Annotated in this window: 26 protein-coding genes and 2 pseudogenes; 16 read left to right on the top strand and 12 right to left on the bottom strand. The window is 33.5% G+C overall.

Annotation, left to right across the window (positions count from 1 at the left end):
- Positions 1–11 precede the first annotated feature (11 nt).
- A complete protein-coding gene (gene pyrF / locus H593_RS0117880; RefSeq protein ID WP_028873676.1) occupies positions 12–827 on the top strand; it encodes an orotidine-5'-phosphate decarboxylase in 816 nt (271 codons plus the stop codon).
- A 37-nt stretch (positions 828–864) separates the two neighbouring features.
- Positions 865–1,656: an ABC transporter substrate-binding protein gene (locus tag H593_RS0117875; RefSeq protein ID WP_028873675.1), complete on the top strand. Its 792-nt coding sequence runs from the start codon at positions 865–867 to the stop codon at positions 1,654–1,656.
- 190 nt (positions 1,657–1,846) lie between these two features.
- Here H593_RS0117875 and H593_RS20655 read toward each other — a convergent pair whose 3' ends face one another.
- Positions 1,847–2,047: a Lacal_2735 family protein gene (locus tag H593_RS20655; RefSeq protein ID WP_084142373.1), complete on the bottom strand. Its 201-nt coding sequence runs from the start codon at positions 2,045–2,047 to the stop codon at positions 1,847–1,849.
- Between the two features lie 249 nt (positions 2,048–2,296).
- Complete coding sequence (locus tag H593_RS0117870) at positions 2,297–3,007, bottom strand: DUF4197 domain-containing protein (RefSeq protein WP_037052948.1); 711 nt, start codon at positions 3,005–3,007, stop codon at positions 2,297–2,299.
- Positions 3,008–3,264: 257 nt separating this feature from the next.
- Here H593_RS0117870 and H593_RS0117865 point away from each other — a divergent pair, with 257 nt between their 5' ends.
- Both H593_RS0117865 and H593_RS0117860 read left to right on the top strand, forming a co-directional pair.
- The gene (locus H593_RS0117865; RefSeq protein ID WP_028873673.1) at positions 3,265–6,681 is read left to right on the top strand and encodes a methylmalonyl-CoA mutase family protein; all 3,417 of its coding nucleotides are present in this window, start codon (positions 3,265–3,267) and stop codon (positions 6,679–6,681) included.
- A gap of 123 nt (positions 6,682–6,804) precedes the next feature.
- Positions 6,805–7,272: an OsmC family protein gene (locus H593_RS0117860; RefSeq protein WP_028873672.1), complete on the top strand. Its 468-nt coding sequence runs from the start codon at positions 6,805–6,807 to the stop codon at positions 7,270–7,272.
- 1 nt (position 7,273) lies between these two features.
- On the opposite strand, the gene H593_RS0117855 is transcribed toward H593_RS0117860, so the two are convergent.
- On the bottom strand, positions 7,274–7,669 hold the full coding sequence (locus H593_RS0117855) for a hypothetical protein (protein ID WP_028873671.1): 396 nt from the start codon (positions 7,667–7,669) through the stop codon (positions 7,274–7,276).
- Positions 7,670–7,785: 116 nt separating this feature from the next.
- Between H593_RS0117855 and H593_RS0117850 the strand changes: the two genes are divergently transcribed.
- The gene (locus tag H593_RS0117850; protein WP_028873670.1) at positions 7,786–8,229 is read left to right on the top strand and encodes an Lrp/AsnC family transcriptional regulator; all 444 of its coding nucleotides are present in this window, start codon (positions 7,786–7,788) and stop codon (positions 8,227–8,229) included.
- A gap of 2 nt (positions 8,230–8,231) precedes the next feature.
- Here H593_RS0117850 and H593_RS19705 read toward each other — a convergent pair.
- A pseudogene (locus H593_RS19705) lies at positions 8,232–8,979 on the bottom strand (DJ-1/PfpI family protein).
- A 57-nt stretch (positions 8,980–9,036) separates the two neighbouring features.
- Here H593_RS19705 and H593_RS0117840 point away from each other — a divergent pair.
- Both H593_RS0117840 and H593_RS20930 read left to right on the top strand, forming a co-directional pair.
- Positions 9,037–10,971 (top strand): CocE/NonD family hydrolase, encoded by a 1,935-nt coding sequence (locus H593_RS0117840; protein WP_028873669.1) that lies wholly within the window; start codon positions 9,037–9,039, stop codon positions 10,969–10,971.
- A 136-nt stretch (positions 10,972–11,107) separates the two neighbouring features.
- Positions 11,108–11,257 (top strand): hypothetical protein, encoded by a 150-nt coding sequence (locus tag H593_RS20930; protein WP_157588944.1) that lies wholly within the window; start codon positions 11,108–11,110, stop codon positions 11,255–11,257.
- Between the two features lie 15 nt (positions 11,258–11,272).
- On the opposite strand, the pseudogene H593_RS19700 reads toward H593_RS20930, so the two are convergent.
- Positions 11,273–12,484 (bottom strand): annotated as a pseudogene (locus H593_RS19700) (MDR family MFS transporter).
- 231 nt (positions 12,485–12,715) lie between these two features.
- Between H593_RS19700 and H593_RS0117830 the strand changes: the two are divergent.
- On the top strand, positions 12,716–13,315 hold the full coding sequence (locus H593_RS0117830) for a DUF1684 domain-containing protein (RefSeq protein ID WP_028873668.1): 600 nt from the start codon (positions 12,716–12,718) through the stop codon (positions 13,313–13,315).
- A 206-nt stretch (positions 13,316–13,521) separates the two neighbouring features.
- On the opposite strand, the gene crcB is transcribed toward H593_RS0117830, so the two are convergent.
- Together crcB and H593_RS0117820 are read right to left on the bottom strand one after the other, a co-directional pair.
- Positions 13,522–13,887 carry a fluoride efflux transporter CrcB gene (gene crcB, locus H593_RS0117825; protein WP_028873667.1) on the bottom strand — a complete coding sequence of 122 codons (366 nt, stop codon included), beginning with the start codon at positions 13,885–13,887 and terminating at the stop codon, positions 13,522–13,524.
- 7 nt (positions 13,888–13,894) lie between these two features.
- Entirely contained in the window at positions 13,895–14,917 is a 1,023-nt protein-coding gene (locus H593_RS0117820; RefSeq protein ID WP_028873666.1) for an SRPBCC family protein, read from the bottom strand.
- Between the two features lie 113 nt (positions 14,918–15,030).
- Between H593_RS0117820 and H593_RS0117815 the strand changes: the two genes are divergently transcribed.
- The gene (locus H593_RS0117815) at positions 15,031–17,070 is read left to right on the top strand and encodes a dipeptidyl-peptidase 3 family protein (RefSeq protein WP_028873665.1); all 2,040 of its coding nucleotides are present in this window, start codon (positions 15,031–15,033) and stop codon (positions 17,068–17,070) included.
- 196 nt (positions 17,071–17,266) lie between these two features.
- Here the strand turns inward: H593_RS0117815 and H593_RS0117810 are convergent, their stop codons facing one another.
- Entirely contained in the window at positions 17,267–17,452 is a 186-nt protein-coding gene (locus H593_RS0117810; RefSeq protein ID WP_028873664.1) for a hypothetical protein, read from the bottom strand.
- Positions 17,453–17,629: 177 nt separating this feature from the next.
- Here H593_RS0117810 and H593_RS0117805 point away from each other — a divergent pair, with 177 nt between their 5' ends.
- Entirely contained in the window at positions 17,630–18,016 is a 387-nt protein-coding gene (locus tag H593_RS0117805) for a pyrophosphohydrolase domain-containing protein (protein ID WP_028873663.1), read from the top strand.
- A 34-nt stretch (positions 18,017–18,050) separates the two neighbouring features.
- Here H593_RS0117805 and H593_RS0117800 read toward each other — a convergent pair whose 3' ends face one another.
- A complete protein-coding gene (locus H593_RS0117800) occupies positions 18,051–19,124 on the bottom strand; it encodes a branched-chain amino acid aminotransferase (protein ID WP_028873662.1) in 1,074 nt (357 codons plus the stop codon).
- A 115-nt stretch (positions 19,125–19,239) separates the two neighbouring features.
- Between H593_RS0117800 and H593_RS0117795 the strand changes: the two genes are divergently transcribed.
- From H593_RS0117795 to H593_RS0117775, 5 genes are all read left to right on the top strand, one after another.
- Positions 19,240–19,767: a DUF4920 domain-containing protein gene (locus H593_RS0117795; protein WP_028873661.1), complete on the top strand. Its 528-nt coding sequence runs from the start codon at positions 19,240–19,242 to the stop codon at positions 19,765–19,767.
- A 1-nt stretch (position 19,768) separates the two neighbouring features.
- The gene (gene mnmC2, locus H593_RS0117790; RefSeq protein ID WP_028873660.1) at positions 19,769–20,446 is read left to right on the top strand and encodes a tRNA (5-methylaminomethyl-2-thiouridine)(34)-methyltransferase MnmC2; all 678 of its coding nucleotides are present in this window, start codon (positions 19,769–19,771) and stop codon (positions 20,444–20,446) included.
- Between the two features lie 54 nt (positions 20,447–20,500).
- On the top strand, positions 20,501–21,409 hold the full coding sequence (locus H593_RS0117785; protein ID WP_028873659.1) for a TIGR01777 family oxidoreductase: 909 nt from the start codon (positions 20,501–20,503) through the stop codon (positions 21,407–21,409).
- A 388-nt stretch (positions 21,410–21,797) separates the two neighbouring features.
- Positions 21,798–22,247: a hypothetical protein gene (locus tag H593_RS0117780; RefSeq protein ID WP_028873658.1), complete on the top strand. Its 450-nt coding sequence runs from the start codon at positions 21,798–21,800 to the stop codon at positions 22,245–22,247.
- Positions 22,247–22,447, top strand: a complete 201-nt coding sequence (locus H593_RS0117775) for a helix-turn-helix transcriptional regulator (RefSeq protein ID WP_028873657.1) — start codon at positions 22,247–22,249, stop codon at positions 22,445–22,447. The genes H593_RS0117780 and H593_RS0117775 overlap by 1 nt, the downstream gene beginning before the upstream one ends.
- Before the next feature lie 35 nt (positions 22,448–22,482).
- Here H593_RS0117775 and H593_RS0117770 read toward each other — a convergent pair whose 3' ends face one another.
- Positions 22,483–23,157 carry an SIR2 family NAD-dependent protein deacylase gene (locus tag H593_RS0117770; protein WP_028873656.1) on the bottom strand — a complete coding sequence of 225 codons (675 nt, stop codon included), beginning with the start codon at positions 23,155–23,157 and terminating at the stop codon, positions 22,483–22,485.
- Positions 23,154–24,362 (bottom strand): tetratricopeptide repeat protein, encoded by a 1,209-nt coding sequence (locus H593_RS0117765; RefSeq protein WP_147231322.1) that lies wholly within the window; start codon positions 24,360–24,362, stop codon positions 23,154–23,156. Before H593_RS0117765 ends, H593_RS0117770 begins: the two co-directional genes overlap by 4 nt.
- Before the next feature lie 33 nt (positions 24,363–24,395).
- On the opposite strand from H593_RS0117765, the gene H593_RS0117760 reads away from it, so the two are divergent.
- A complete protein-coding gene (locus tag H593_RS0117760) occupies positions 24,396–25,052 on the top strand; it encodes a TrmH family RNA methyltransferase (RefSeq protein WP_028873654.1) in 657 nt (218 codons plus the stop codon).
- A gap of 37 nt (positions 25,053–25,089) precedes the next feature.
- Here H593_RS0117760 and H593_RS0117755 read toward each other — a convergent pair whose 3' ends face one another.
- Positions 25,090–25,872, bottom strand: a complete 783-nt coding sequence (locus tag H593_RS0117755; RefSeq protein ID WP_037052943.1) for a carboxypeptidase-like regulatory domain-containing protein — start codon at positions 25,870–25,872, stop codon at positions 25,090–25,092.
- Between the last annotated feature and the right edge of the window lie 252 nt (positions 25,873–26,124).

Here is a 26,124-nt window from a genome sequence, read left to right as displayed (position 1 = left end):
GCTTTTTTAATATGACAACACAACAACTTACACAGCAAATCAAAAAAAAGAACTCCTTTCTATGTATAGGGTTAGATGTTGATTTAAATAAAATTCCAAAGCATTTATTAAGCGAAGAAGATCCGATCTTTGCGTTTAATAAAGCCATTATTGATGCAACACATCATCTTTGTGTTGCCTATAAGCCTAACACTGCTTTTTACGAGGCCTACGGACTCAAAGGATGGAAATCATTAGAAAAGACCATTAATTATCTTAATGAAAATCATCCTGATATTTTTACTATTGCAGATTCTAAACGTGGAGATATAGGAAATACAAGTAGTATGTATGCGAAAGCGTTTTTTGAGGATTTAGCTTTTGATAGTGTAACGGTTGCGCCTTATATGGGTAAAGACTCTGTAGAGCCTTTCTTGGCATTTGAGAATAAGCACACCATAATGCTAGCGTTGACATCAAATGAAGGTGCTTTTGATTTTCAAACTAAAATGGTTGAAGGCAAAGAACTTTATAAACACGTTCTAGAGACGTCTAAATCTTGGAAGAATTCTATAAATCTAATGTATGTCGTTGGTGCTACTAAAGCAGAGTATCTAGCAGATATTAGAACTATCGTTCCTGATAGTTTTTTGTTGGTTCCTGGAGTAGGTGCACAAGGCGGTAATCTACAAGACGTTTGTAAATATGGTATGAATGATAACGTTGGTTTATTAATAAACTCTTCGAGAGGTATTATTTATGCGTCTCAAAGTGAGGATTTTGCTGAGGCTGCATCTCAAAAAGCCAAAGAACTTCAAGAGCAGATGGAAACTATACTTAATTCGTAATTGTAGTTATGAATAGAAAGGAAGTAACGATATCATTATGAAATACCAAGATCAACTTAAACGAACTCTAGAGTTCGAGAATACACCAACACGTATTGTGTCCTTAGTGCCTTCGCAAACTGAATTACTTGTTGATTTAGGTTTGGAATCTTTAATTGTGGGTGTGACAAAATTTTGTATCCATCCTGCTTCTCTTCGGAAAAATAAAACCGTTTTTGGTGGTACAAAACAAGTTCATTTTGATAAAATAAAAAATTTAAATCCAGATATAATTCTCTGCAATAAAGAAGAAAACACGAAGGAGATGATCCTAGAGTTAGAGAAAATCGCTCCAGTTCATCTTAGTGATATTTATAACTTAGATGACGCGTTAAAACTTATTGATTTGTATGGCAAATTATTTTCGGTAGAAAAAAAATCAGAAGCCCTTGTCTCTAGTCTAGAGAATAAATATAAAGACTTTCGTCACTATATAAAAGATCAAGAAAAACTTAAAGTTGCTTATTTTATTTGGAAGAATCCGTGGATGGTTGCAGCAAATACAACGTTTATTGATGCCATGCTTAGACTAAATAGTTTTGATAATTATTTTGGGAATTTAGAACGTTATCCAGAAGTTGATTTAAATACTATTAAAGAAGATCTCGATGTGATACTGCTGTCGAGTGAACCGTACCCATTTAAAAGTGCTGACATTAAGGAGTTAAGATCTCGGTTTTTACGTACTAAAGTTGTACTAGTAGATGGTGAATTCTTCTCTTGGTATGGATCGAGGTTAGATTATGCTTTTGCTTATTTTAAAACACTACATCAAGATCTTTCCGATTAGTATGTTTTAAATTTAAGATCTGTAGTTTTTTTTTTAGCTTCATAACATAAAGTGTCACTCAACCCTATATCTATTTGCTAAATATTAGAATATTCTTCAGCAAAGCGAACATATCTATCCTGTGAATGTTTTAAACTAAAAATTATTTTATTATTGAATCTTGTTTTGCCAACTCTACATGAATATGAAATTAATTTTGTTGAGGCTTGCTTAAATTCCTGTTGAGGTATTTGAGTTTATTTAGTTTATGAAGTAGTTTAATAGCCTTGAACTCTGAGATATCACTAAGCGCAGAGTCGGTTTGACGAAAGTTATAGGCTTGTTCAATGAGGCGTTTGTAACGAGAGAGTAATTTACTTTGATGATCGAGAATATTACTAGTTGATTTCATGACCGTGATGCTTTTTAAACTTAAATGTATTTAAAATATTGTAATTGAGCAACTAAACTTTAAAATATTGATAAAAAAAAGTCAACCTGAGACAAGGTCGACTTTTAAACTAACTGTTCTAATTCAAATAAATTATGAGATAATTTATTCTTTGCTAACTGGTGCAAAGGTGTGTCTTATTTCTTTATTTGATGTTACCTTAATATTAGGAGTATATTAAAAGTAGTTTACTACTTATGAGATACATTTCTAATCTTGCAAAGCAAATACTTTTTTTAGAAGATCGGTACTTCGAGAAGACACGTTAGTTCTTATCTTTTTTTCTTCAATAGCAATCATAGTATAAACACCTTTTAAAGCTTCTACCGTAACATAATCTGTAAGGTTCGTATTTACATTATTAGTAAATGGTATTGCATTGTATTTGTTAATTAGGTTTGCCCAAATTTTATCAGCGCCAACTTTTTCGAAAGAACTATTAATTACGGGTTGAAATTTATTGTATAAATCCGTTTGTGTTTTGCTAGTTAAATAATCTGTCGCCGCTTTGTCATTACCTAATAAGATATTTTTAGCATCATCAAACGTAATACCTCTAACAGCGTTAACAAAAATCGGCTTTGCCTCTTTAACAGCGTCTTCCGCGGCTCTGTTGAGTATTTTTAGGCCTTCATCTGCTAGTTTGCCCAATCCTATGTCTCTTAAGCCTTTATCTACTTTTTGTAACTCTTTGGGTAATACAATCTTAACTAATTCATTTTTAAAGAAGCCATCTTCTTGAGTCAGTTTGGTAACTTGTTTATCAATACCTAGATCTAATGCTTGACGTAATCCTGAAGCAATGTCTGTATTACTCAAAACACTTCCGCCTCCTTGTGGTAAATTATTGACAACTTCTTGCAACTCGACACAAGCTGTTAAATTAAATAAAAGTGCAAAAATGAAAAGTTTGCGTATCATAATGTTATAATTTTTGGTATGTGGCAAATATAGATATTTTACTTTTTAATCGCAGATTTAAACGTGTTTTGTAGTTATTTACGACCCTAGATATTATGAGAAACTATAATTGTATTTTTTAATTCTAATTAATGGTGGAAGGTTTATGGTACTCTACAATTTTAAGATGAAACTATCTCTTAAAGAATTCGAAATCATGAGTCACATATTTTGAAAATTCCGTAAATTTGTATCTATAAAATCTCATAATTTTACGAATGAAGCAAGTCGCAGCATATAAGCCAAAGTATAAAGTTAGAATAGTAACCGCAGCAGCATTATTTGACGGTCACGATGCATCCATAAATATTATGCGTCGCATCATTCAATCTACAGGTGTTGAGGTGATTCATTTAGGTCATGATAGAAGTGTTGATGAAGTGGTAAATACTGCAATCCAAGAAGATGTTAATGCGATTTGCTTAACGTCGTACCAAGGTGGGCATAATGAGTATTTTAAATATATGCATGACCTTTTAGAAGAAAGAGGCGCAGGTCATATTAAAATCTTTGGAGGAGGAGGTGGTGTTATTTTACCTTCGGAAATCAAAGAACTCATGGATTATGGTATTGAAAGAATCTACTCGCCAGATGACGGAAGAGAAATGGGGCTCCAAGGAATGATTAATGATTTGGTTGAAAAAGCTGATTTTGCCATTGGAGATTCATTAAATGGTGAGATGGATATGCTTCCGAAGAAAAATTCAAGAGCTATTGCACGCGTTATCTCTTCTGCAGAAAATTTCCCAGAGGTAGCCAAAGCAACTTTAGACAAAATACATATAAAAAATAAAGACTCTAAAACACCGGTTTTAGGAATCACTGGAACTGGAGGTTCCGGTAAATCTAGTTTAGTTGATGAGCTCGTACGTCGCTTTTTAGTTGATTTCCCTGAAAAAACAATAGGTATTGTTTCTGTTGATCCTTCAAAACGTAAAACAGGTGGTGCGCTTTTAGGAGATCGTATTCGTATGAATGCTATTAATTCTCCAAGAGTATATATGCGTAGTTTGGCAACACGCCAGTCTAATTTAGCACTGTCTAAATATGTCAATGAAGCGGTTGAGGTTTTGAAAGCTGCAGAATTTGACCTTATTATATTAGAGACCTCAGGAATCGGACAATCAGATACCGAAATTATAGAACACTCAAACGTATCCTTGTATGTGATGACTCCAGAATTTGGAGCAGCAACCCAACTCGAAAAAATCGATATGCTTGATTTTGCAGACTTGGTAGCCATCAATAAATTTGATAAACGAGGATCTTTAGATGCTTTACGTGATGTGAAAAAACAGTACATGCGTAATAATAATCTTTGGGATGTACATCAAGATGATTTACCAGTTTATGGTACAATCGCTTCGCAATTTAATGATCCAGGAATGAATACGCTTTACAAAGCGATTATGGATAAATTGGTTGAAAAAACAGATACAGACCTAAACTCGACGTTTCAAATTTCTAACGAAATGAGCGAGAAGATATTTGTGATTCCTCCTGCAAGAATACGTTACTTATCTGAAATTGCTGAGAGTAATCGCGCTTATGATAAAACAGCAAATGAACAAGTTGAAGTCGCTCAAAGACTCTTTGGGATTTATAAAACGATTCAATCTGTTGTTGGGAATGCTCCAGAATTAGATAAATCAGGTATTAATGATGAAATCTTAAAACAAGCTAATGATGATAATACCGATTTTACAAAACTCCTTATTGCAGAATTTGACCGCGTAAAATTGAACCTAGATCCTTACAATTGGGAAGTCATTACGGGATGGGATGAGAAAGTAAATAAATATAAAAACCCAATCTACACCTTTAAGGTGAGAGACAAGGAAATAAAAATTGAAACGCATACAGAGTCGCTATCTCATTCACAGATTCCAAAAGTAGCGCTACCTAAGTATGAAGCTTGGGGAGATATTTTACGTTGGACGTTGCAAGAAAATGTTCCAGGTGAATTTCCATTTACTTCAGGATTGTATCCGTTCAAAAGAACAGGTGAAGATCCAGCAAGAATGTTTGCAGGAGAAGGTGGTCCAGAACGTACCAACCGTCGTTTTCATTATGTGAGTATGGGATTACCAGCTAAGCGTTTGTCTACAGCTTTTGATAGTGTGACACTCTACGGAAATGATCCAGATCACAGACCAGATATCTACGGTAAGATTGGTAATGCAGGTGTTTCTATTTGTTGTTTGGATGATGCTAAAAAAGTGTATTCTGGTTTTGATTTAGCAGATGTTATGACCTCTGTGAGTATGACCATTAATGGTCCAGCTCCAATGTTGTTAGGGTTCTTTATGAACGCTGCAATTGATCAGCAATGTGAAATGTATATCAAAGAAAATGGCTTAGAAAAAGAGGTTGAAGCTAAAATAGTTGCTATTTATAAAGGGACAGAGCGTCCGCAATATAATGGGCAATTACCTGAAGGGAATAACGGATTAGGGTTAATGCTACTCGGTGTTACTGGTGACCAAGTTTTACCAATTGATGTTTATACAGACATCAAAGCCAAAACAATTGCTCAAGTTAGAGGGACGGTTCAAGCAGATATTTTAAAAGAAGATCAAGCACAAAATACCTGTATTTTCTCAACGGAATTTGCGCTGCGCTTAATGGGTGATGTGCAAGAATATTTCATCGAAAATAATGTACGTAACTTCTATTCGGTATCTATTTCTGGATATCATATTGCAGAGGCCGGAGCAAATCCAATTTCGCAATTAGCGTTTACATTATCTAATGGATTTACATACGTAGAGTACTACTTATCAAGAGGGATGGATATCAATAAATTTGGTCCAAACCTATCCTTCTTTTTCTCAAACGGAATCGATCCAGAATATGCTGTGATTGGACGTGTAGCAAGAAAAATTTGGTCTAAAGCATTGAAGAATAAATATGGTGCAAACTCACGAGCACAAATGTTGAAATACCATATTCAAACCTCTGGTCGTAGTTTACATGCCCAAGAGATTGACTTTAATGATATTCGCACAACACTTCAAGCTTTGTATGCAATTTATGATAACTGTAACTCTTTGCATACAAATGCCTATGATGAAGCGATTACGACACCAACCGAAGAGTCGGTTCGTCGTGCAATGGCAATACAGTTGATTATCAACAAAGAATTGGGTTTGAATAAAAATGAAAACCCAATTCAAGGCTCTTTTATTATTGAAGAATTAACCGATTTAGTAGAGGAAGCAGTCTTATTAGAATTTGACCGTATTACAGAACGTGGTGGTGTTTTAGGTGCTATGGAAACCATGTACCAACGCAGTAAAATTCAAGAAGAGAGTTTGTATTATGAGACGTTAAAACATAATGGGGAGTTCCCAATTATTGGTGTGAATACCTTTTTAAGTAGTACAGGGTCACCAACAGTTTTACCTGCAGAAGTGATTCGTGCTACCGAAGAAGAAAAACAATTTCAAATCAAGACCTTAGAGAATCTTCATAAAGCACATGACACAGAACAATTACTGAAAGATTTACAGCATAGAGCGATTAGTAATGAGAATATTTTTGAAGCCTTGATGGATGTTTGTAAAGTATGTTCGTTGGGTGAGATTACGAATTCGTTATTTGAAGTCGGAGGTCAGTATCGCAGGAATATGTAAGCAGCGAACCAATTTTATGTTTATAAAATTGTGTGAGTCGCTTATCCCGTACTTGATTTGGGATCTTAAAATAAGATAAAGTACAAATCCCAAACTCTGTTTGGGATTTGTTTTTAATAAAATATGTTCAAAACACAATTCAAAGTACAAGCCAAATGGTCAGCTAAAAACGCTTTAGATGTTTCGGTTAATGGAAAAACACATCAGGTGTTTATAGACGATAAATTACCATTGACGGTTTCCGCAGCTAAAGCCTTTAAAGGTGATGAAACTAAATATAATCCAGAAGATTTGTTATTGTCTGCACTAGCATCATGCCATATGATGTCTTACTTCTATGTGTGCGCTCAAAACGGAATCGAACTCATAGATTATAAAGATGAAGCTGTTGGTGTTTTAGAATTGAAAGCAGATGGAAGTGGCGCATTTACTTCTGTTGTGTTGAATCCAATAGTAACAATTTCAAAAGGTGAAATGATTGATAAAGCGGTAAGTCTTCACAAAGAAGCGAATATATTATGTTTTATTGCTAATTCTTGCAATTTTCTGATCACGCACAACGTCGTAGTGAAAGTTACAAGTGATAAATAATTTACAAAGTCATCATCCAACTGCGCTGTAAACGCTTAAATTTCTTTAATTCATTTTGAAGAATAGGTAAATAGTCTTTTCCATTACTATTACAATGTTGCAAACGATTACAGTTTAAATGTAAACGATGTATCAATCGTTCAAGAGCATCTAAATGTTTGTGTTTTTTATAACAACAAAGTTCAGCTTGAGCCTTTTCAATTTCAGGAGCCAGAGATTCGGATTGTTGAATAATATCTCCCGAAAAATAAATATCAGAATCCTCAGATCCATCATGTCTTAAGTATGATAAATCCTGGTTAATATATGTAGAGATATTTCTCGATAATACAAGAATATCTATAGCCTTTTGATATATGGGCAGTTCAGAAAGGTGAGATGGGATATTGTAATTCATTTTTTTTCTAGCAATTGTATCAAAGTTACTGACAAGTTTCGAGATTATGCTTTAGATTTTAAGGCAAATATGTATATTTGATTTAATTATTAACGTAGATTTAAAAATCACTTTAAATGTTTATAGATAATCTCAATTGGAAAATTTTAAAATGCTTACAGTTAAATGCAAGACAATCTAATGCAGAAATTGGTCGTCAAGTTGGTGTCAGTTCTCCAGCAGTTTCAGAACGGATTAAGAAAATGGAAGATGCTAGTGTCATTCAAAGCTATAATACATTGGTGTCTCCTTTTGAAGTGGGCTATCAATTAAAGGCACTTATCACAGTTAGAGCATTTATGGGAATGCTGAAACCTTTTCTCGAAAAAGTAAAGACCTATGATGAGGTTATAAATTGCTATCGCATCACAGGTAATGAAAATATTGTAATGGAAGTGGTTTTAAAAAACCAAAAGCATTTAGAATTATTTATTGATCAGTTGATCGTTTATGGAGAAACGAAGACGCAAATTGTATTGTCGCATGTCATTAAGCATAATGAGGTGAAACCTTTGAAATAAGTTTATTCTTCTATTACAATATGAGGAACTTCTTCTAGGTCCCAATCAATAACCAATCCGCTAGCCAAACTTTGAGCAATCTCTTTTCCGTAGAGAAATTCACAGAGATATAATGCAGCTTCAAATGATGTAGCACCTCCAGCCGATGTGATGTATTTTCCATCATGTACAAATAATACCTCTTTTCTAATATAGAGATTTGGAAAACGTTCACGCATGGTATCAATATCACTAGGGAATGTGGTTGATACTGTATCGTCAAGCAGTCCGGCTTTAGCCAAAACGAAAGCACCATCACAGTGAGATGTTATAAATTGTGCGTCTTTGGCAACACGCTTAACAAAAGCAATCATGGCTTCATCATCTAAATCTGTATCCAAATGATGTTCAGCACTTGGCACAACTAAAATATCGATTTTTGGAAGTTTGTCCAGGGTGTAATTATAGTCTGGAAGAATACGTATTCCTTCAAAAGTCATAATAGGATCATCTGTATTTGCGATAGTAAACACATTCATTGGTTTTATACTATCTCGAAAAACAGTATGTTGAAAAATGTCAAAAGGAGCGGTTAATTCTGTATTAAAAATACCATCCATAATTAAAAAAACCTACGTTATATCGGTTACTTTCTAATTTTGGAAACTGCTTTTCTACTGTGGTAATTATGTTTTCTTCGGAAATATCTTTTGGGTTATTACAGCTATAAATTAAAAAAACAAAAATAAAAAGAATTTGTGTAGGTCTCATATTCGTAAAATAGCTATAAGTTTTTGTAAATTTAGTCAATCAAAATTTTAAATGTAAATGAAGACTCTTTTTAAATTCTTGCTCCTATTTGTATTTGTTCTAACGTCTTGTAATAAGGCCAACAAAGACGCTACTGAAATTGTGAAAACCGAAGTAGAAGATACTTACGTTAAAGATAATTATAACAAACAAGAGGTGACTATTGAAATGCGCGATGGTATAAAACTTCACACGACCATTTATTCACCAAAAGATGAAAGTCAGACCTATCCTATTTTAATGATGAGAACACCATATAGTTCTCAACCTTATGGTGACAATGAGTTTAAGACGAAAATTGGTCCTAATGTTCATTTAATGAAAGAAGGGAATATTGTTGTGTATCAAGATGTACGAGGTCGTTGGATGAGTGAAGGTGTCTATGATAATATGCGTGCTTATATCCCAAATAAAACAGAGGATTCTCAAATTGATGAGGCATCAGACACTTATGACACGATTGACTGGCTGGTAAATAACGTAGAAAATAATAACGGGAATGTTGGTACTTGGGGAATTTCATATCCTGGTTTTTATGCTACATATTCTACTATAGACGCACACCCAGCTTTAAAAGCAGCATCGCCTCAAGCGTGTATTGGAGATTTCTTTTTTGACGATTTTCATCATAATGGTGCTTTTTTATTAAGTTATTTTAGAGCAGTGTCTTTATTTGGTACGACAAAAGATAAACCTACAGATTCTGCTTGGTATAAGTTTCCAGAAATGAAAACACAAGATCAATATCAATTTTTTCTTGATGCTGGACCTTTAAGTAATTTGAACAAGTATTTCCAATATGACACACCAGACGACACATCTGTATCCAAGTCTGATAGGATAGATGATGTGTTTTGGAAAGAAATTGTAGAGCATCCAAACTACGATACGATATGGAAATCTAAAGGTTTAATTCAAAACCTAAAAGATATTAAGCCAAGTGTAGCGACAATGATTGTGGGAGGGTTATTTGATGCCGAAGATTTATATGGGCCATTTGAAACTTATAAAACGATAGAAAAACATAATCCTGATAATTATAATATTATGGTTTTTGGGCCTTGGGATCATGGTCGTTGGGCTAGGAGTGACGTTAAAAATTATGTTGGAAATTATTTCTTCGGAGATTCTATATCTCTAAAATTTCAACGTGATGTTGAAACGAAGTTTTTTAATCATTTTTTAAAAGGAAAAGGCGACAAGAACTCAGGGTTACCAGAAGCATATGTATTTGATTCTGGTAAAAAGGAATGGAGTAGCTTTGACAGCTGGCCTCCAAAGCAAGCAGAAAAACAAGCCATGTATCTTAATGCCAACCAAGAGCTATCAGATTCAAAAAAAGGAAATACTAGTGAGACATTTGTTAGTGATTTAAAACGCCCTGTACCTTATTCCGAAGATATTAAAACAGTTTTCACACCACGAAAATACATGACAGACGATCAGCGTTTTGCAGCACGACGTCCTGATGTTCTTATATTTGAGACCGATATTCTTGAGGAAGATATAACCTTAGCTGGTGATATTTTAGCGCAGCTTAATGTGTCAACTACAGGGACAGATGCAGATTGGATTGTCAAAATAGTAGATGTTCATCCAGCAGATGCTGAGGAGCAAAAAGAAGGTATGCAAGACCATTTATCAATGAGTAATTATCATTTGATGGTGAGGAGTGAAGTGATGCGCGGTCGTTTTAGAAATAGTTTTGAAAACCCAGAGCCATTTGTGCCAAACCAACCAACAGATGTCAATATCAAGTTACAAGATGTACATCATACATTTAAAAAAGGTCACAAATTACAAGTGCAAGTTCAGAGTACGTGGTTTCCACTTATTGATTTGAACCCGCAAACATTTGTGCCTAATATTTATAAAGCAAAAGAAAGCGATTTTAAAACCCAAACACATTCGGTTTTTAACGATTCTAAAATTGAGTTTACGGTTTTGAAATAAGAGTAGATGACTAAATTTGCCAAGGTAGATTTAGTCTTTTTTTTCCTGCGGAAAATGGAATGATATACATTGTAGTTCCTTCTTTTAAAGGTTTTGTAAAAGTGTTTCAAGGTTATTATCTTCAAAATAAATAGAAATGCTATCACTTTTTGGTAAGGTATTGGCCTTATGGGTTGAGAGGGTTACATTTCCTTCAGGACATTTAAATCGCAGAAATCAAGGAGAAGTCACAATAATTACTTTAGCTCTAAAGTTTTATGAAACTCTAGGGCTTTTTTATACCTAAAGGACGAATGATAATTCATTGTAATTCATTATTTTTTTTCATATAATATTTCAGGAAAAGCAGTAGCATAACACAAGCTATTGCTAAAATTGAAATGATATACCACGTCGAATTAAAGCCGAGGTAACTAATGAGTTGCATTCCTGCATTATGTCCAAAAACATGAGCCACAGAGAACGCCATAACGTACATTGCCATATATTCACCTTGATTTCCTCGTTTAGATCTTTCTAGAGCATAAGAGTTTGAAAACGGAAATGTTATCATCTCTCCAATAGTCATAAATAGCATACCAATTATTAAGATGCCTAACCAATTTGTTAAGGTTAGAATAATAAAACTAATACCTACAAGTATGGCTCCAAATAGCATCAATCCAGTTTTTGTATGTGTACTGTTTTCTAACCATTTTATTAAAGGCATCTCTAATAAAAAAATGATAAGACCATTTAAACCCAATAGTAGTCCAATTTCAAATTCGGTCAACGCATACACCTCTTTATAATATAATGGCATAGTAGAGAAATACTGTAGAAATATAATTCCGAAGAGAAGCATCGCAACAAAAAATATCCAGAAAGATTTATCCTTGTAGACAGACTTCGGATTTTCTACTCTAAACGTATCTAATGGTTTAGACACTCTTGGGTTTAAAACTTTTATTAATAGAATTGTTGCAAGAATACATGTAATACCATCGATCCAAAATAGACCACCATATCCTATGGTTGTGATTATTAATCCTCCAACAGCAGGTCCAGCCGAAAAGCCCAAGTTAATGGCTAAACGAATAAGTGTTACAGAACGTGTTTTATTCTCTGGCTTGCTATAAGCGCTCATTGCCACAAACATTGCTGGTCTAAAAGTATCTGCGACTGCCATTACCAAAAATATCCCGATACATATGGACGTAAAAGTATTTAGAAATTGCAGTGCTATAAAAAGAATACCAGTTAAGAGCAAACTCCTAACCATGACTTTATAAAAGCCAATTTTATCTGTTAATTTGCCTCCAACCCAGGTGCCAACGACAGAGCCTAAACCAAAAGCAGACATTATCCAGCCCACATTACTGGCTGTAAATTTTAAATTTTCAGTGAGATATAAAGACAAGAATGGAATCACCATTGTACCTGCTCTATTTATTAAAGTTATAAGAGCTAACCACCAAACTTCTTTAGAGAGACCTCTAAAAGTGTTTACTTAGTTTAAGTATAGCGTTTTCATTTTGGTAATTGTATAAATGCAAAAAGTCCGACGTTTACGTCGGACTTTTTATGATTGGTTGGTTAAATAATTATATTACCATAACACATAGCAAGTCCGACTTTTAAAATAAAAGGTCTGTCTTTGTTTATATGAAATGACGCAGTTTTGCATTTTTTTCTAATTATTTAGTAAAGTAAATCTATAAAAAATATCCTTAAGTTGTATTTTTGAAATCGAAAACTATCAAAAATGAAATATTTAGTTCTATTATTTTTATTTGTATCTACTATAAGTTGTGCGCAAAAGAAAACACCAATTGCTGGTGAAACTGATTTTCAAAGAGAGATTAATTCAGAGTATAAAGATGCTACAAAATCACCATTAAAAAATAAAGATAGAAAGGATTTTAAAGGTTTAGACTTTTTTAAGTTTGATTCAATATTCGTTGTAAAAGCTAAATTGAAAAGAACACCAAACTCTAATTGGTTTAAAATGCAAACCACAACAAGTCGTGTATCTGATGAACGAGTTTATGGAGTCCTGTCTTTTGAATTAAAAGGTCAAACTTTTCAATTAAATGTATATCAAGGTAAAGAATTGATGAAAGACGACGCCTTTAAAGATTATTTGTTCTTACCATTTTTGGATAATACGAATGGTAGCGACAGTTATGGAGGTGGACGTTATATTGATTTGAGAATTCCTTCAGACAATGAACTAGATATAGACTTTAATACAGCTTATAATCCGTATTGTGCTTATAATGAAAAGTATTCTTGCCCAATTGTTCCTAGAGCAAATTATTTGGATTTAGAGGTTAGGGCTGGAGTGAAGGTCTTTCTTAAATAAGTTTTTAGTAGCTGAATTTTGAGCATGGTTACTTTTGATTGGTAATCAGTGATCATTGGTGAAATTCGTGTCTGGTTAGTTTTTATTCTCAGTATCAGTTTTCAACAAACCATGTAAGTTACAATACCTTTACCTTAATTTTATGACTTGACTTATGAATAAAGATTATTTCAACTGTATACTGAGACTGCGATTGTATACTTCTTTTATTTAGTAAGATATATTCCAAAGAAAACTGCAAGAAACCCCAACACAAAACTAGCTATCGTATAAATCGCAAAGGACGTAAAGTCGCCCGATTTTAAAAGTACATGATTTTCATATGCAAAAGTGGAAAACGTTGTAAATCCACCACAAAACCCAGTGGCCAATAATAGTGTTTGGTTAGATGATAGCGTGTCATTTTTCGCTGCAAAGCCCAAAATTAGTCCAATCAAAAGGCTTCCTATGATGTTTGCTGCAAATGTTCCGTAGGGAATTCCGTTTTGAGAATTATTCAAAAATCTTCCAAGAGCAAACCTAAGCATGCTTCCAAAACCACCACCAACAAATACGAGTACTAATTGTTTCATTTGTTATCTATTCTACGGCTAAATAAATTTCGGTAATCCAATTTGCTGGATTCGGAGTCGATTTAGAGTCTGTTACATAAGATTCTAAAACTGGACCTGCTAAAGGTTCCTTTAAGTCATTGTCTTTTATGTAAGCCATGGCCTTGTTCCAAGCTTCTTTAGAATTTATATAATCTCCTTTAAGAACTGTTTTAACAGCTTTAAAAGGCTCTAACTGTCCTGTTAAAATATTGGGATCAGATGTTTCTATTTTAGAGGTTGTTGGTACGCAGCATGAAAACATAACCGTATTATTATCTGTATCCCATTTATGATAAAGTACAAATGGTTTTCCCGCCATTGTAATATTATTTGATAGGGCATAACCACCAACGATAGGCATCATTTCTTGCTTTTTCTGTTCTAAATCTTCTATTCTGCTAGAGGCTGTATTGTACAAATAAAATCCACCTCCATGTTGTGTTATACCTTCTATAGTAATACTATATTTTTTCATGTCTGCTTGGACAATACTATCTAGTTTATAAAGACCTCTTTCAAAATCTGGTCCTGTAGCTTCTTCGATAGAACCCATAAATACAGTATATAATTTCGTCATGAAGTCTTGTTTTCCATTCATACTCCAAGTTACTTTTGTACCCTCTTCAGCAGGCTCAAACGTCCAATTTATATTTGAATTGGATTCAAACGGTTCTATAAATTCAATCTGTTGAACTATTGAGGTATTATTGAGCACATCAGTAGTTTTCATGCTGCCAATACCTAATATCTCACCGTCCCAACTATAGCCCGCATCTACACCAGAGGTTTTATTATTATAGGTTAGAACAGCGTCAGTATCTTGTTCTATCCAAGGGGAAAATCTTGGCCACTCTTTAAAGTCATTAACTACGTTATAAACAACAGGTGTTGGAGCTTTCATGATTTTACTTCTTTTAAAGACGAAATCATTAGGCTGAACAGCAATATATATAGCGAAACCTATAAATAGAATGACTAATAGAAAGAGGATATATTTAAGTGCTTTCATTGCGAATTTCGATGTTATATTAATATGGTAATCAAAGATAATCAAATTTAAGTCATGTTAAATAAGTAGGCATAAATGTTTACATTTGTGAGACAACAATTAAATCTTTTAAAATGAAATTAAAACAGATATTAGTTTTAGCTATTATTACTGCCTTTATGTTCTCGTGTGATGAGAGTAAAAAAGGAGAAATGGCAGAGGCTGAAAAAGTAGAAAAAACTGAAAACTTTGACTTCAATGTCGAGCAATTTGCGGATATTAAAGTGTTGCGATACCAAATTCCAGGATGGGAGGATTTGACGCTCAAAGAGCAAAAATTAGCGTACTATCTAACACAAGCTGGTTTGTCTGGGCGTGATATTATGTGGGATCAAAATTATAGACATAATTTAAAAATTAGAAAGGCATTAGAGAATGTATACGCTAATTTTAGTGGTGATAAAAATACAGAGGATTGGAACGCTTTTGAAACCTATTTAAAACGTGTTTGGTTTTCTAACGGTATTCATCATCATTATTCAAATGCTAAACTGCAACCTGAATTTTCGATGGAATATTTAAATCAATTATTAGCAGCTACGAACACAACTTTAGAAGGTGAGGCTTTTGATGTCCTGTTCAATGATAAAGATGCTAAGAAAGTAAATCTCACTAAAGATGTTGACAATGTGTTATTATCTGCTATCAATTTTTATGGGCCAGATGTGACTACTGCTGATGTAGAAAATTTCTACAAAAAGAAAGTGTCTCCAAATCCAGATAAACCATTATCATTTGGTTTAAACTCGCAATTGATTAAAGAAGAGGGTGTTCTTAAAGAGCGTGTTTATAAGTCTGGCGGATTATACGGAAGCGCTATTGATGAAATTGTTAAATGGTTAGAATTAGCTCAGGGTGTTGCAGAAAATAAAGCTCAAGGCGATGCACTTGGCTTATTAATTCAATACTATAATACGGGTGATCTTCAAACTTGGGACGATTATAACGTTGCTTGGACGGCTGCAACAGATGGAAATATCGACTATATTAATAGCTTTATTGAAGTTTATAACGATCCAGCGGGTTACAGAGGTTCGTATGAAACGATTGTGCAAATTAAAGATTTTGATATGTCTGCAAAGATGTCAGTTTTATCCGAAAACGCGCAGTGGTTTGAAGATAATTCACCTTTAATGGATGAACATAAAAAAGATAGTGTCGTTGGTGTTACTTATAAGGTTGTCAATGTCGCGGGAGAAGCGGGAGATGCTTCACCAAGTACTCCTATTGGTGTTAACTTACCAAATGCAAACTGGATTCGTGCTGCTGTTGGGAGCAAGTCTGTATCTTTAGGGAATATTATTCACGCTTATAACAATGCAGGAAGTACAGGTCGTTTAAAAGAATTTGTAAATGACGATGAAGAATATGAGTTAGAAGAAAAATATGGCCAAGTAGCAGATAAATTACATACAGCACTTCATGAAGTGATTGGTCATGCATCTGGACAATTAAATCCTGGAGTTGGAGAAACTAAGGAAACACTTAAAAAGTACGCTTCTACTTTAGAGGAAGGTCGTGCAGATTTAGTGGGATTGTACTATTTGTATAACCCTAAAATACAAGAACTAGGATTAGTTGATGATTGGAAATCTGTTGGTAAAGCGGCTTATGATGGTTATATTAGAAACGGATTAATGACACAGTTAATTAGATTGAATTTAGGAGATGATGTAGAAGAAGCACATATGGTTAATAGACAATGGGTTTCGGCTTGGGCTTATAAAAACGGACAGGCAGACAATGTCATCGAAAAAGTGACGAGAGACGGTAAAACATATTTCAATATTAATGATTACGAAAAACTACATGCGTTATTTGGTCAATTACTAAGAGAAACACAACGTATCAAATCAGAAGGGGATTATAAAGCAGTAGAAGATTTGGTTGAAGGCTACGGTGTAAAAGTAGATCAAGCGATCCATGCTGAAGTTTTAGAACGTAATGCCCAATTTACAGGCGCTCCATATAGTGGGTTTGTAAATCCAGTTCTCGTTGCAGAGAAAGATGATAATGGTGAAATTACTGGAGTTAAAGTACAGCAACCTAATACATTTGAAGGGCAAATGATGAGATATAGTAAGGAATATGGTTTTCTTCCTTCGGAAAATTAAAATATTTAAATTTATAGTATAAAAAAAAGGATGTAATGAAAATTACATCCTTTTTTTTGTTGCTACTAAATTTAGTGTTATGAGCTCGTAATGTCATCATTGTTTGAAATAGTAACCGTTCGTTAAATGACAAAAAAGAAAACTATTTTAAAGTGAATTCTAAATATGTAAAAAAGGATTTAATTGTTTTTTTTTGTTAAACAAATACAAACTTAATAGCAGCAATCATAAGTATGAAACCAATAAAAGCAATCAATACCCAAACACTACCTTTGTAGTACTTTTTGTGTAAATTAAGATCTTTTTTGTAAGCAAAGAATATGACTACAGCAAAAACCAATGCGAATAAAATTGCGAAAATCAATTGACCAGAACTAAACATATTGCTATTTTTATGTAAAAATAATTAAACCTTAAGGACAAAGTTTGATTTTGAATGTGAAAGTTTTTATAATTATAGGTAAATTGTTGTTTATGAATTATTTAGGACAATTATGCCATTTTAGATCAGATAACAATAACAAGATTTCCGTTTTTACGGAAATGAAAAATAATTTTCATGAAGAATAAAATAGAAGCTGTAAAAGCATTTCATACCGCATTTAAAATTGGTTATCGCGAAACTCCTAAAGCAGATTTAGGTGCAGATAAAAACATGTTGCGTTATAAGCTAATGCGTGAAGAAAACGAAGAATATCTAGAAGCAGCAAAGGATGACGATCTCGTTGAAGTGGCAGATGCGCTAGGTGATATGCTTTATATTCTTTGCGGAACAATTATAGAACACGGTTTACAACATAAAATAGAAGAAGTGTTTGACGAAATTCAACGCAGCAACATGAGTAAGCTCGGTGAAGATGGTGAACCTATTTATAGAGAAGATGGTAAAGTTTTAAAGGGACCAAACTATTTTAAACCGCACATCGAGGCAATTTTAAAGTCATAAAAACAAAGAGCCATTTGGCTCTTTGTTTTGTTTTTTATTTCACTTCGTATCTCCATTCGTTTTTATCCTCAGAGAGGTTATGTTGGATACTCATCATCTTATTTTTTAAGATGCTAGAGTAGGAGTGATCTTCAATTTGAGGAAGATTATAATAGGTATCTTTATATTCAAATCCTTCAATTGGGCTAATTACAGCCGCCGTTCCTGCTCCAAATATTTCTTGTAATGTTCCGTTTTTTGAAGCCTCTACAATTTCAGAAACTTTAATCTGTCTTACTTCAATTGGAATATCATTGTCTTCTGCTAGTTGGATTAAACTCTTACGAGTTACACCATCTAATATACGGTCACTTATTGGTGCGGTAATTAACGTATCATTTATTCTAAAAAACACATTCATAGTTCCTGCTTCCTCTAAGAAGGTATGTGTGTCTGCATCTGTCCAAATGACTTGTTGGTATCCTTTTTTTTGTGCTAAACTCGTTGGGTAAAACTGTGCTGCATAATTACCCGCAGCTTTAGCAAAACCAACACCACCGTTTGCAGAACGACTAAACTCTTCTGCAATAAGTACCTTAACGGTTCCTTTATAGTATGCTTTTGCAGGAGAACAAATAATCATAAACCTGTAGCTGTCTGAAGGTGCTGCTGCAATAGCAGAATCTATAGCAATAGCAAACGGTCTTAAATATAAAGAGTTGCCCATTCCTGGCTTAACCCAATCTCTATCAAGGTTGACTAAGGTTGTTAATCCCTCAAAAAAGTAGTTCTCAGGAAACTCTGGCATTGCCAATCTCGCACATGATTTATTAATACGCTTGAAGTTTTGATCAGGTCTAAATAAAAAGACATCACCTTTATCATCCTTATAAGCTTTCATGCCTTCAAAGACAGCTTGCCCATAATGAAACACACGAGCAGAGGGATCCATTGTCATAGCCTGATATGGCATAATCTTTGGCTGTTGCCATTTCCCATCAACAAAATCACAAATAAACATGTGATCTGTAAATGTTCTCCCAAAGGTTAAATTGTCAAAGTCAACAGTATTAATTTTTGATGTTTTAGCTTTTTCTATGTGTAAGTTACTAGTATAATTATTTGACATTTTGATGTATTGTTTTGTTCTGCAAAAATACATATTTAACGTGGGTTATAAAACATAATGTTTTCCAAAAAAATGCTTAACTTTGGTTTCCATAAATTGAAAACAAATGAGTAAAATGAAACATATTTTAATTATTGCATTAGCAGTTGTAGTACTAGTCTCGTGTAAAGAAGACAAGAATGTTAGTAACGAGGTGGCGACATTAGAAACCGAAACTGTAACGCAATTTCAAGATATTGCCTACGAATCTTTTGGTAAGAAAATCACATCGTCAGATGCGATTACCGCTAAACGTATGGCAGTACATTATGCTAGTATGACAGTAGGAGACTCAATAGATGCAAAAATGGTTGCTAAAGTTGAAGAGGTTTGTCAATCTAAAGGATGCTGGATGAAATTAGACTTACCAGATGGAGAACAAGTCATGGTTAAATTTAAAGACTACGGTTTTTTTATGCCAAAAGATATTTCTGGAAAAGAGGTTGTTATTAACGGTAAAGCTTATATAAATGAAGTGCCTGTAGATGAGCAACGTCATTATGCAGAAGATGGTGGAGCAACACCACAAGAAATCGCCAAAATAACAGAAGCTAAAAAAACATATTCATTTTTAGCAGATGGTGTTTTACTCAACGTAAAATAATTTGCAACGCAGTATAATTACCACAGCAGATGGCTCAAAAACCATTCAAATAAAAGATTGGAATGAGCAATATCATTCTGTTCATGGCGCAATACAAGAAGCAAATCATGTGTATATAAAACATGGTTTGCTTTTTTTTTATGCGGAAAAATTAAAACAACCACAATCTGAAATTTCAATTTTAGAAATTGGCTTTGGTACAGGTTTAAATGCCTTACTCACTCAATTAAAGGCTGAAGAACTAATTCAATCCATCAATTATGTTGGTGTAGAAGCTTTTCCTATTTCTTCGGAGGAATTAGAACAGCTCAATTATACTTCAGAGTTAGATGTACCTTCCGAAAAGCTCAAACAACTCCATAGCTGCTCTTGGGAGGAAGAACATCAAATTTCAGAAGTATTTAAACTCAAAAAGCAACAACAGTTTTTTAAAGATATTTCCGTAGAAAACATGTTTGATGTTATTTATTTCGATGCTTTTGGAGCACGTGTTCAGCCAGAACTTTGGACCGAAGATATTTTTAAGATTATGCATAGAGCATTAAAGCAAAACGGGGTATTAACAACTTATGCTGCTATTGGTAGTGTTCGTCGTACACTTATCGCTTTAGGTTTTGAAGTAGAGCGCCTAGATGGCCCTCCAGGAAAACGACACATGTTAAGAGCTGTTAAACGTTAAACCCTTATTAAAATTTTGAGCCTTGATAGTAGCATTTCGTAAATTTGCACAACTATGAAAACAGTTTTAATTACAGGAGCAACCGGATTAATTGGTCAAGAAATTGTAAAAGTTTGCCGCGATCAAAATATTAATGTTCACTATCTTACAACGTCTAAAAATAAACTCAGCACTACCGATAATTATAAAGGCTTCTACTGGAACCCAGATACAAAAGAAATAGATGTATCCTGTTTTGAGAGTGTAGATACTATCATTAATCTCGTAGGAGCCTCAATCTCTAAACGCTGGACAGATAGTTATAAAAAGGAAATAATTACGAGTAGAACAGAAACTACTCAGTTATTATTGGACACGATTAGATCAAATAATTTTCCTATTGAACAAATCGTTTCTGCTAGTGCGATTGGTATTTATCCAAATTCACTGACTAATTACTATGAAGAGGATGAGCCCGGCGTTTCAGCTTCTTTTTTAGGACAAGTCGTAGAGCAATGGGAAGCAGTAGTTGATCAATTTGCATCTGCAGGTATACAGCTGGCTAAAATTAGAATAGGTCTCGTGCTTTCAACTAAAGGAGGTGCCTTGCCAGAGATAGCGAAACCTATTCGTTTGGGACTAGGAGCAGCCTTTGGAAGTGGAGAGCAGTGGCAGTCTTGGATTCATATAAAGGATTTAGCCCGATTGTTTGTTTTTGCAGTTACAAATAATTTGGAAGGCACGTACAATGGTGTTGCCCCAAATCCAGTTTCTAACCTAGAACTTACTAAAACAGTCGCAAAAGCACTCCATAAACCACTTATTTTGCCAAATATTCCAAAGTTTGCAATGAAACTCGTTTTAGGGGAAATGCATATTTTACTATTTGAGAGTCAAAGGGTGAGCGCCTCAAAAATCGAAGAGATCGGCTTTGATTTTGAATATCATCATCTAGAACCTGCACTATTAGATATTCTTAATTAAGTCTTACCGAACTAGTACTTTATCTAGAAATATTTCTTTAAAACCTTTTGACAATGGGAGAAATTATTCCTGTTGCTTGAAATAATCTTTAGACAACTATATAAAGACAAATCTGTATTGTTAGTGCATGTAGTTAAAGTCTATAGACCTTTCAATTCATAACTTTATGATTGGGATAGAATTCCAAACGATTGGTATAAACCACTTTTTGAATCACAACATAGGGGCAAAGTAAAAAAAAATCTGATCGTACATATTTTAATACAAATAGTGCAATGGAGTATTTATAAAACTTTTTTATAAAAAAATTTGTGTTACTTAAAAATGTAAAGTATATTTGTCTTTTAGTAAAAATTATTTTACTTAATATAAGGTAAATTTGTTAATTATGAAAAAACAAAATTTTATAGAATGCGAAAGAAAAGGGTTAGAGAAACTTATTAATTTTAGATTGCCACATTACTTTTATACAATAGGTATAGCTGTTTTAGGAACTGCGATCGTCATGATGTTTATTAGAGCATTTGTTTTAGAAGGAGATCAAGAAGTCTTAAAGGTGATGTTGCAAAGGGGTCTTTTAATTGGTATGTTGTTGATGTCTATAGCAAAAGATAAAGATGAAGATGAGATGGTTGTAAAATTAAGGATGCAATCTTATACTTATGCATTTGTTGCAGGTGTTGTATATGCTTTAATTATGCCGTTTGTTGATTATGGAGTGTCTAATGTGGTGAATTCTGGAGGTGAAGAATTTCATGATATTGGAGATTTTCAAGTCTTACTGTTCATGCTTATGATACAATTGCTATGTTTTCATACTTTAAAGCGTGTGCGATAATGGAGAATACTATTAAAGTAGAACGGGCTATTTTGAGTTTAACGCAAGGTGATTTGGCTAAAAAAATTGGAGTATCTCGACAAACTATAAATTCTATTGAAGCTAATAGATATGTGCCGTCCACCGTTTTAGCACTTAAATTATCTGATGTCTTTGGAAAACCAGTAAATAATTTTTTTAAACTCTCAAGTGATGATTAGCTTAACACTATTTTTAGCACAAGTAATTATTCAATTTATTTTAATAATTCTATAAAGGATGTCATGCCTTTGGTAGCGGTATTTGTGATTACTGTAATTTGGTTAGTACTGCTGATAGTGGGTTTAGGATCTATGAAGTAAACCGGAGTCTTACTCGATATATAATTCATTAATCCAGCTGCAGGATATACTTGCATTGAGGTTCCAATAATCAATAAGATATCTGCAGTTTCGCAAATGTCTATTGATTTTTCTATCATGGGCACATCTTCACCAAACCAGACAATATGTGGTCTTAGTTGATGGCCTTTTTCACACACATTACCTAATTTTAGATCACCAGTCCATGATTTAATATCGTTATGGTTCTTTGTGCTCCTTACTTTAAGTAATTCACCATGTAAGTGAATGACGTTACTACTGCCAGCACGTTCATGTAAATCATCAACATTTTGTGTGATTATTGTGACCTTATACTCGGCTTCTAGTGTGGCTAAATCAAAATGGGCCTTATTAGGTTTTACCTCATGTAATTGTTTCCGACGTTGATTATAAAAATCTAAAACAAGTTCAGGGTTTTGAGCAAAACCTTGAGGAGTGGCTACTTCCATTACGTCATGACCTTCCCAAAGTCCGTCAGCATCTCTAAAGGTATTAATTCCGCTTTCGGCACTTATCCCTGCGCCTGTTAATACAACAAGGTTTTTCATTTATTTATTTTCCAGTCTAAAAAGTTTTTAGACTTAGAATATGCTTTTAAAATATTCACACCATTTTCATCCTCTTCTTCAATATAATTTGAAAGTCCTTGTTTATCATAACCCTCTGCAATCATCGTATCAAGATAATGGGTAGTATCAATGTAATTCTTCATTACAATCAAGGTGCTTAGGTAACCAACCTGACCTTCAAAGAAGTTAGGATAATTATTAATGGTATAGGTATATAAGTTGAGTGCTAAATCGTAATTTTTATCTTCAAATGCAATTCCAGCTTTCATAAAGTTTAAAAAGTCATCTTCAGTTTCATTTTGAAGTTGATTTATAACTTGTATAGCCTCAAAATATTCTTCTTTATAGAGATGATAATCTATCTTATTTAGTGCGATTGTTTGGTCATCTGGAAATGCAGAAATCAAGTCATCTAGAGATTTTAAGTACTTATTTTCATCCAGTTGGCCTGCAATTAACACTTTAAATATGAGGAGAAATTTTTCTTTTGAAAGTTCAGATTTCAAGCCATCCATAATTGTATAAGCCTTCTCGTAGTCACCATTTTTATTATATAAAATGGCTTTAAAAAGATCTTGAGATTCACTATTATTTGATGTTTTTTTGTTTTCTATAAGTAAATTTTCAGGAAGTGTATATTGCATAAGTCTACCCATAGTACTGGTGAAATGCTCACCAGTTAAATAAATATATATATCTGAGAATTGTAGATTTCCATTGGTATTAAGAATCTTATAATCATGATAATTCATTCCAGATTCCGAAGAATAGAATCGGAAAAGGACATAATAAGTTTGCGTTTCATCATCGTAACGATAGTTGATGAAATCATAGTACGCACCATTTTCAACATTCGTTATGATTTCATTTGGAAATGATTTTAATGCGATGTTTATTCCAGTTAAATACCCTTTAATAAAATCATCCTCGCGATCTATTGTGGGATAATCAATGAGAACACGATTAAAGAATTCGGTTCTGTTAAGTTTAGAAATAAAGGTATTTGTATCGCTATTATGAATAGAAGCCTCAATTAATTTTGCGAATTCTATTATTTTTTGAGAGTTTTTTTTAGTGAAGGATATTGTATCTTTCAGCGTTTTATTGACAGCTTCTTGGGCGTACATCTTAAGATGACTTATGCTAAAGAATAAAAAAAGAAATAATAGATTTCTTGGTGTCATAGCGTTTTTTTTTCATAAATATAATAGTTTTTAATGATTGATATTAAACTTTTACAACATCTTGAAACTTTTTTAACTGATCGTCGCAAAGAAAAGTTTGTTAAAATACTGTCTCAACGAACTAAGCATTTTACGGTTGCTACAGAAGACGTTTACCAATTACACAACACAAGTGCTGTTATGCGCAGTTGTGATGTTTTTGGAATTCAAGAGTTACACATAATTGAAGAACAAAATTCTAAAGATATTGATCGTGAAATTGCGATGGGAGCTCAAAAATGGGTAGACCTTAAGCGGTATAATTCTGTAAACGATACGATCAAAGGTTTGAAAGCTAATGGCTATCAAATTGTGGCTACGACACCACATGAGAAGGATAGTGTTTTGTCAGAATTTGATGTTACTAAAAAATCATGTTTTTTCTTTGGAAGAGAGACAGAAGGACTCTCTCAGGAGGTTATAGGCGAAGCAGATTGCTTTTTAAAAATACCAATGGTTGGATTTACCGAGAGTTTAAATATTTCGGTATCTGCGGCAATTATTCTTCATGATGTAACTACTAAATTAAAAGCGAGTGATGTGGCTTGGCAACTTTCTGAAGAAGAGCAGCTTGAAAAACGAATAGATTGGTGTAAGAAAACGATAAAGAGCTATGATCAAGTGATTGAACGCTTTTATGAAGATCAATAATATGTTATGAAAAAATGAGTATGTCTCGAGAACAGATTTAAAATCTACCAGATTTGTTTCTGTTTAAAATTTTATACTCTTCATAGCATTCGCTAATAGCATCGAGCATTTGAAGATCATTAGCAGAGTTTATGAAGTCTTTAGAGTAATTACATTGATTCACAATTTCATCTAAATCAAATTTATCTACTTGTAATAAAACTGTTAACATCTCTCTGTCAAAACGAGAGGCGAGAAGGTTTCTAATCTCATCATCCTTCTTCATTTTTTTAAGCTTACGTAACTCGTTCGGCTTTTTTCCGAAGATATTATGCAAAAAATCGGCAGGATTAAAAATGGCACCTAAGACTTTGTTAACTGCGTTTGGTTGTCTGTTGCCAGCTTCGTAACCTTTATTAGATAAGCCAGAAATACTGTAACGGTAGTTAGATTTGATGGGCACTTGCATCACGTCAATTTCTAAGTAACCCGTCAATTTTAATTGATTGACAACAACCTCTTCTAGAGCTAATGCCAACTCAGTCATCCCAATTTTGGTTTCACCAAATTTAAGCCAGTCATTTGTGACTCTTACTTTAATAGATTTATAACCTAAATAGGATAAATGCAAGGTGTCATTAAGTTGCGCCTGAATTTCAAAATCACCTTCCTCATCCGAAGATGTTCCAATAACTTGATTAAGGTTAACAATATTCACACGATCAATAGGCTTGTCTGTAGTTAAATCGATGATAGTTCCTTTTACAGAAGTTTCAACCTCTTGAGTAAAACCAAAAGGAGTCACAGAAATAAATAATAAAAGAGTGATTATATGTTTCATTATGTTAAAAATAGTAAACAAATTGCATATGGCTGTGCTACTCGTCGTAAATTTGACTAAATATTAACGTATTCTGTCTGGAGTACGAAGTTTTTAGTAAATCTCGCTTAATTCATAGTAATTAGTGAGCCTACCATGGTTTTCGTAAGTAAGTTAAGAGCGATTCTTAATTTTCAATTAAAAGCCATAAACGAAGCACCGTAAATGCTCCTCTTATTAGTTTAAAATTAAAATTCCAAAACCTTCAGAAAT

It is taken from the genome of Psychroserpens burtonensis DSM 12212 (assembly GCF_000425305.1).
Taxonomy (GTDB): domain Bacteria; phylum Bacteroidota; class Bacteroidia; order Flavobacteriales; family Flavobacteriaceae; genus Psychroserpens; species Psychroserpens burtonensis.
Note: the sequence above shows the minus strand (reverse complement) of the source record. Positions and strands in the feature narration are given on the sequence as shown.

Bases quoted from the DNA above. Each gene is read 5' to 3' on its own strand.
- pyrF (WP_028873676.1), top strand. From the start codon at position 12: ATGACAACACAACAACTTACACAGCAAATCAAAAAAAAGAACTCCTTT.
- H593_RS0117875 (WP_028873675.1), top strand. From the start codon at position 865: ATGAAATACCAAGATCAACTTAAACGAACTCTAGAGTTCGAGAATACA.
- H593_RS20655 (WP_084142373.1), bottom strand. From the start codon at position 2,047: ATGAAATCAACTAGTAATATTCTCGATCATCAAAGTAAATTACTCTCT.
- H593_RS0117870 (WP_037052948.1), bottom strand. From the start codon at position 3,007: ATGATACGCAAACTTTTCATTTTTGCACTTTTATTTAATTTAACAGCT.
- H593_RS0117865 (WP_028873673.1), top strand. From the start codon at position 3,265: ATGAAGCAAGTCGCAGCATATAAGCCAAAGTATAAAGTTAGAATAGTA.
- H593_RS0117860 (WP_028873672.1), top strand. From the start codon at position 6,805: ATGTTCAAAACACAATTCAAAGTACAAGCCAAATGGTCAGCTAAAAAC.
- H593_RS0117855 (WP_028873671.1), bottom strand. From the start codon at position 7,669: ATGAATTACAATATCCCATCTCACCTTTCTGAACTGCCCATATATCAA.
- H593_RS0117850 (WP_028873670.1), top strand. From the start codon at position 7,786: ATGTTTATAGATAATCTCAATTGGAAAATTTTAAAATGCTTACAGTTA.
- H593_RS0117840 (WP_028873669.1), top strand. From the start codon at position 9,037: ATGAAGACTCTTTTTAAATTCTTGCTCCTATTTGTATTTGTTCTAACG.
- H593_RS20930 (WP_157588944.1), top strand. From the start codon at position 11,108: ATGCTATCACTTTTTGGTAAGGTATTGGCCTTATGGGTTGAGAGGGTT.
- H593_RS0117830 (WP_028873668.1), top strand. From the start codon at position 12,716: ATGAAATATTTAGTTCTATTATTTTTATTTGTATCTACTATAAGTTGT.
- crcB (WP_028873667.1), bottom strand. From the start codon at position 13,887: ATGAAACAATTAGTACTCGTATTTGTTGGTGGTGGTTTTGGAAGCATG.
- H593_RS0117820 (WP_028873666.1), bottom strand. From the start codon at position 14,917: ATGAAAGCACTTAAATATATCCTCTTTCTATTAGTCATTCTATTTATA.
- H593_RS0117815 (WP_028873665.1), top strand. From the start codon at position 15,031: ATGAAATTAAAACAGATATTAGTTTTAGCTATTATTACTGCCTTTATG.
- H593_RS0117810 (WP_028873664.1), bottom strand. From the start codon at position 17,452: ATGTTTAGTTCTGGTCAATTGATTTTCGCAATTTTATTCGCATTGGTT.
- H593_RS0117805 (WP_028873663.1), top strand. From the start codon at position 17,630: ATGAAGAATAAAATAGAAGCTGTAAAAGCATTTCATACCGCATTTAAA.
- H593_RS0117800 (WP_028873662.1), bottom strand. From the start codon at position 19,124: ATGTCAAATAATTATACTAGTAACTTACACATAGAAAAAGCTAAAACA.
- H593_RS0117795 (WP_028873661.1), top strand. From the start codon at position 19,240: ATGAAACATATTTTAATTATTGCATTAGCAGTTGTAGTACTAGTCTCG.
- H593_RS0117785 (WP_028873659.1), top strand. From the start codon at position 20,501: ATGAAAACAGTTTTAATTACAGGAGCAACCGGATTAATTGGTCAAGAA.
- H593_RS0117780 (WP_028873658.1), top strand. From the start codon at position 21,798: ATGAAAAAACAAAATTTTATAGAATGCGAAAGAAAAGGGTTAGAGAAA.
- H593_RS0117775 (WP_028873657.1), top strand. From the start codon at position 22,247: ATGGAGAATACTATTAAAGTAGAACGGGCTATTTTGAGTTTAACGCAA.
- H593_RS0117770 (WP_028873656.1), bottom strand. From the start codon at position 23,157: ATGAAAAACCTTGTTGTATTAACAGGCGCAGGGATAAGTGCCGAAAGC.
- H593_RS0117765 (WP_147231322.1), bottom strand. From the start codon at position 24,362: ATGACACCAAGAAATCTATTATTTCTTTTTTTATTCTTTAGCATAAGT.
- H593_RS0117760 (WP_028873654.1), top strand. From the start codon at position 24,396: ATGATTGATATTAAACTTTTACAACATCTTGAAACTTTTTTAACTGAT.
- H593_RS0117755 (WP_037052943.1), bottom strand. From the start codon at position 25,872: ATGAAACATATAATCACTCTTTTATTATTTATTTCTGTGACTCCTTTT.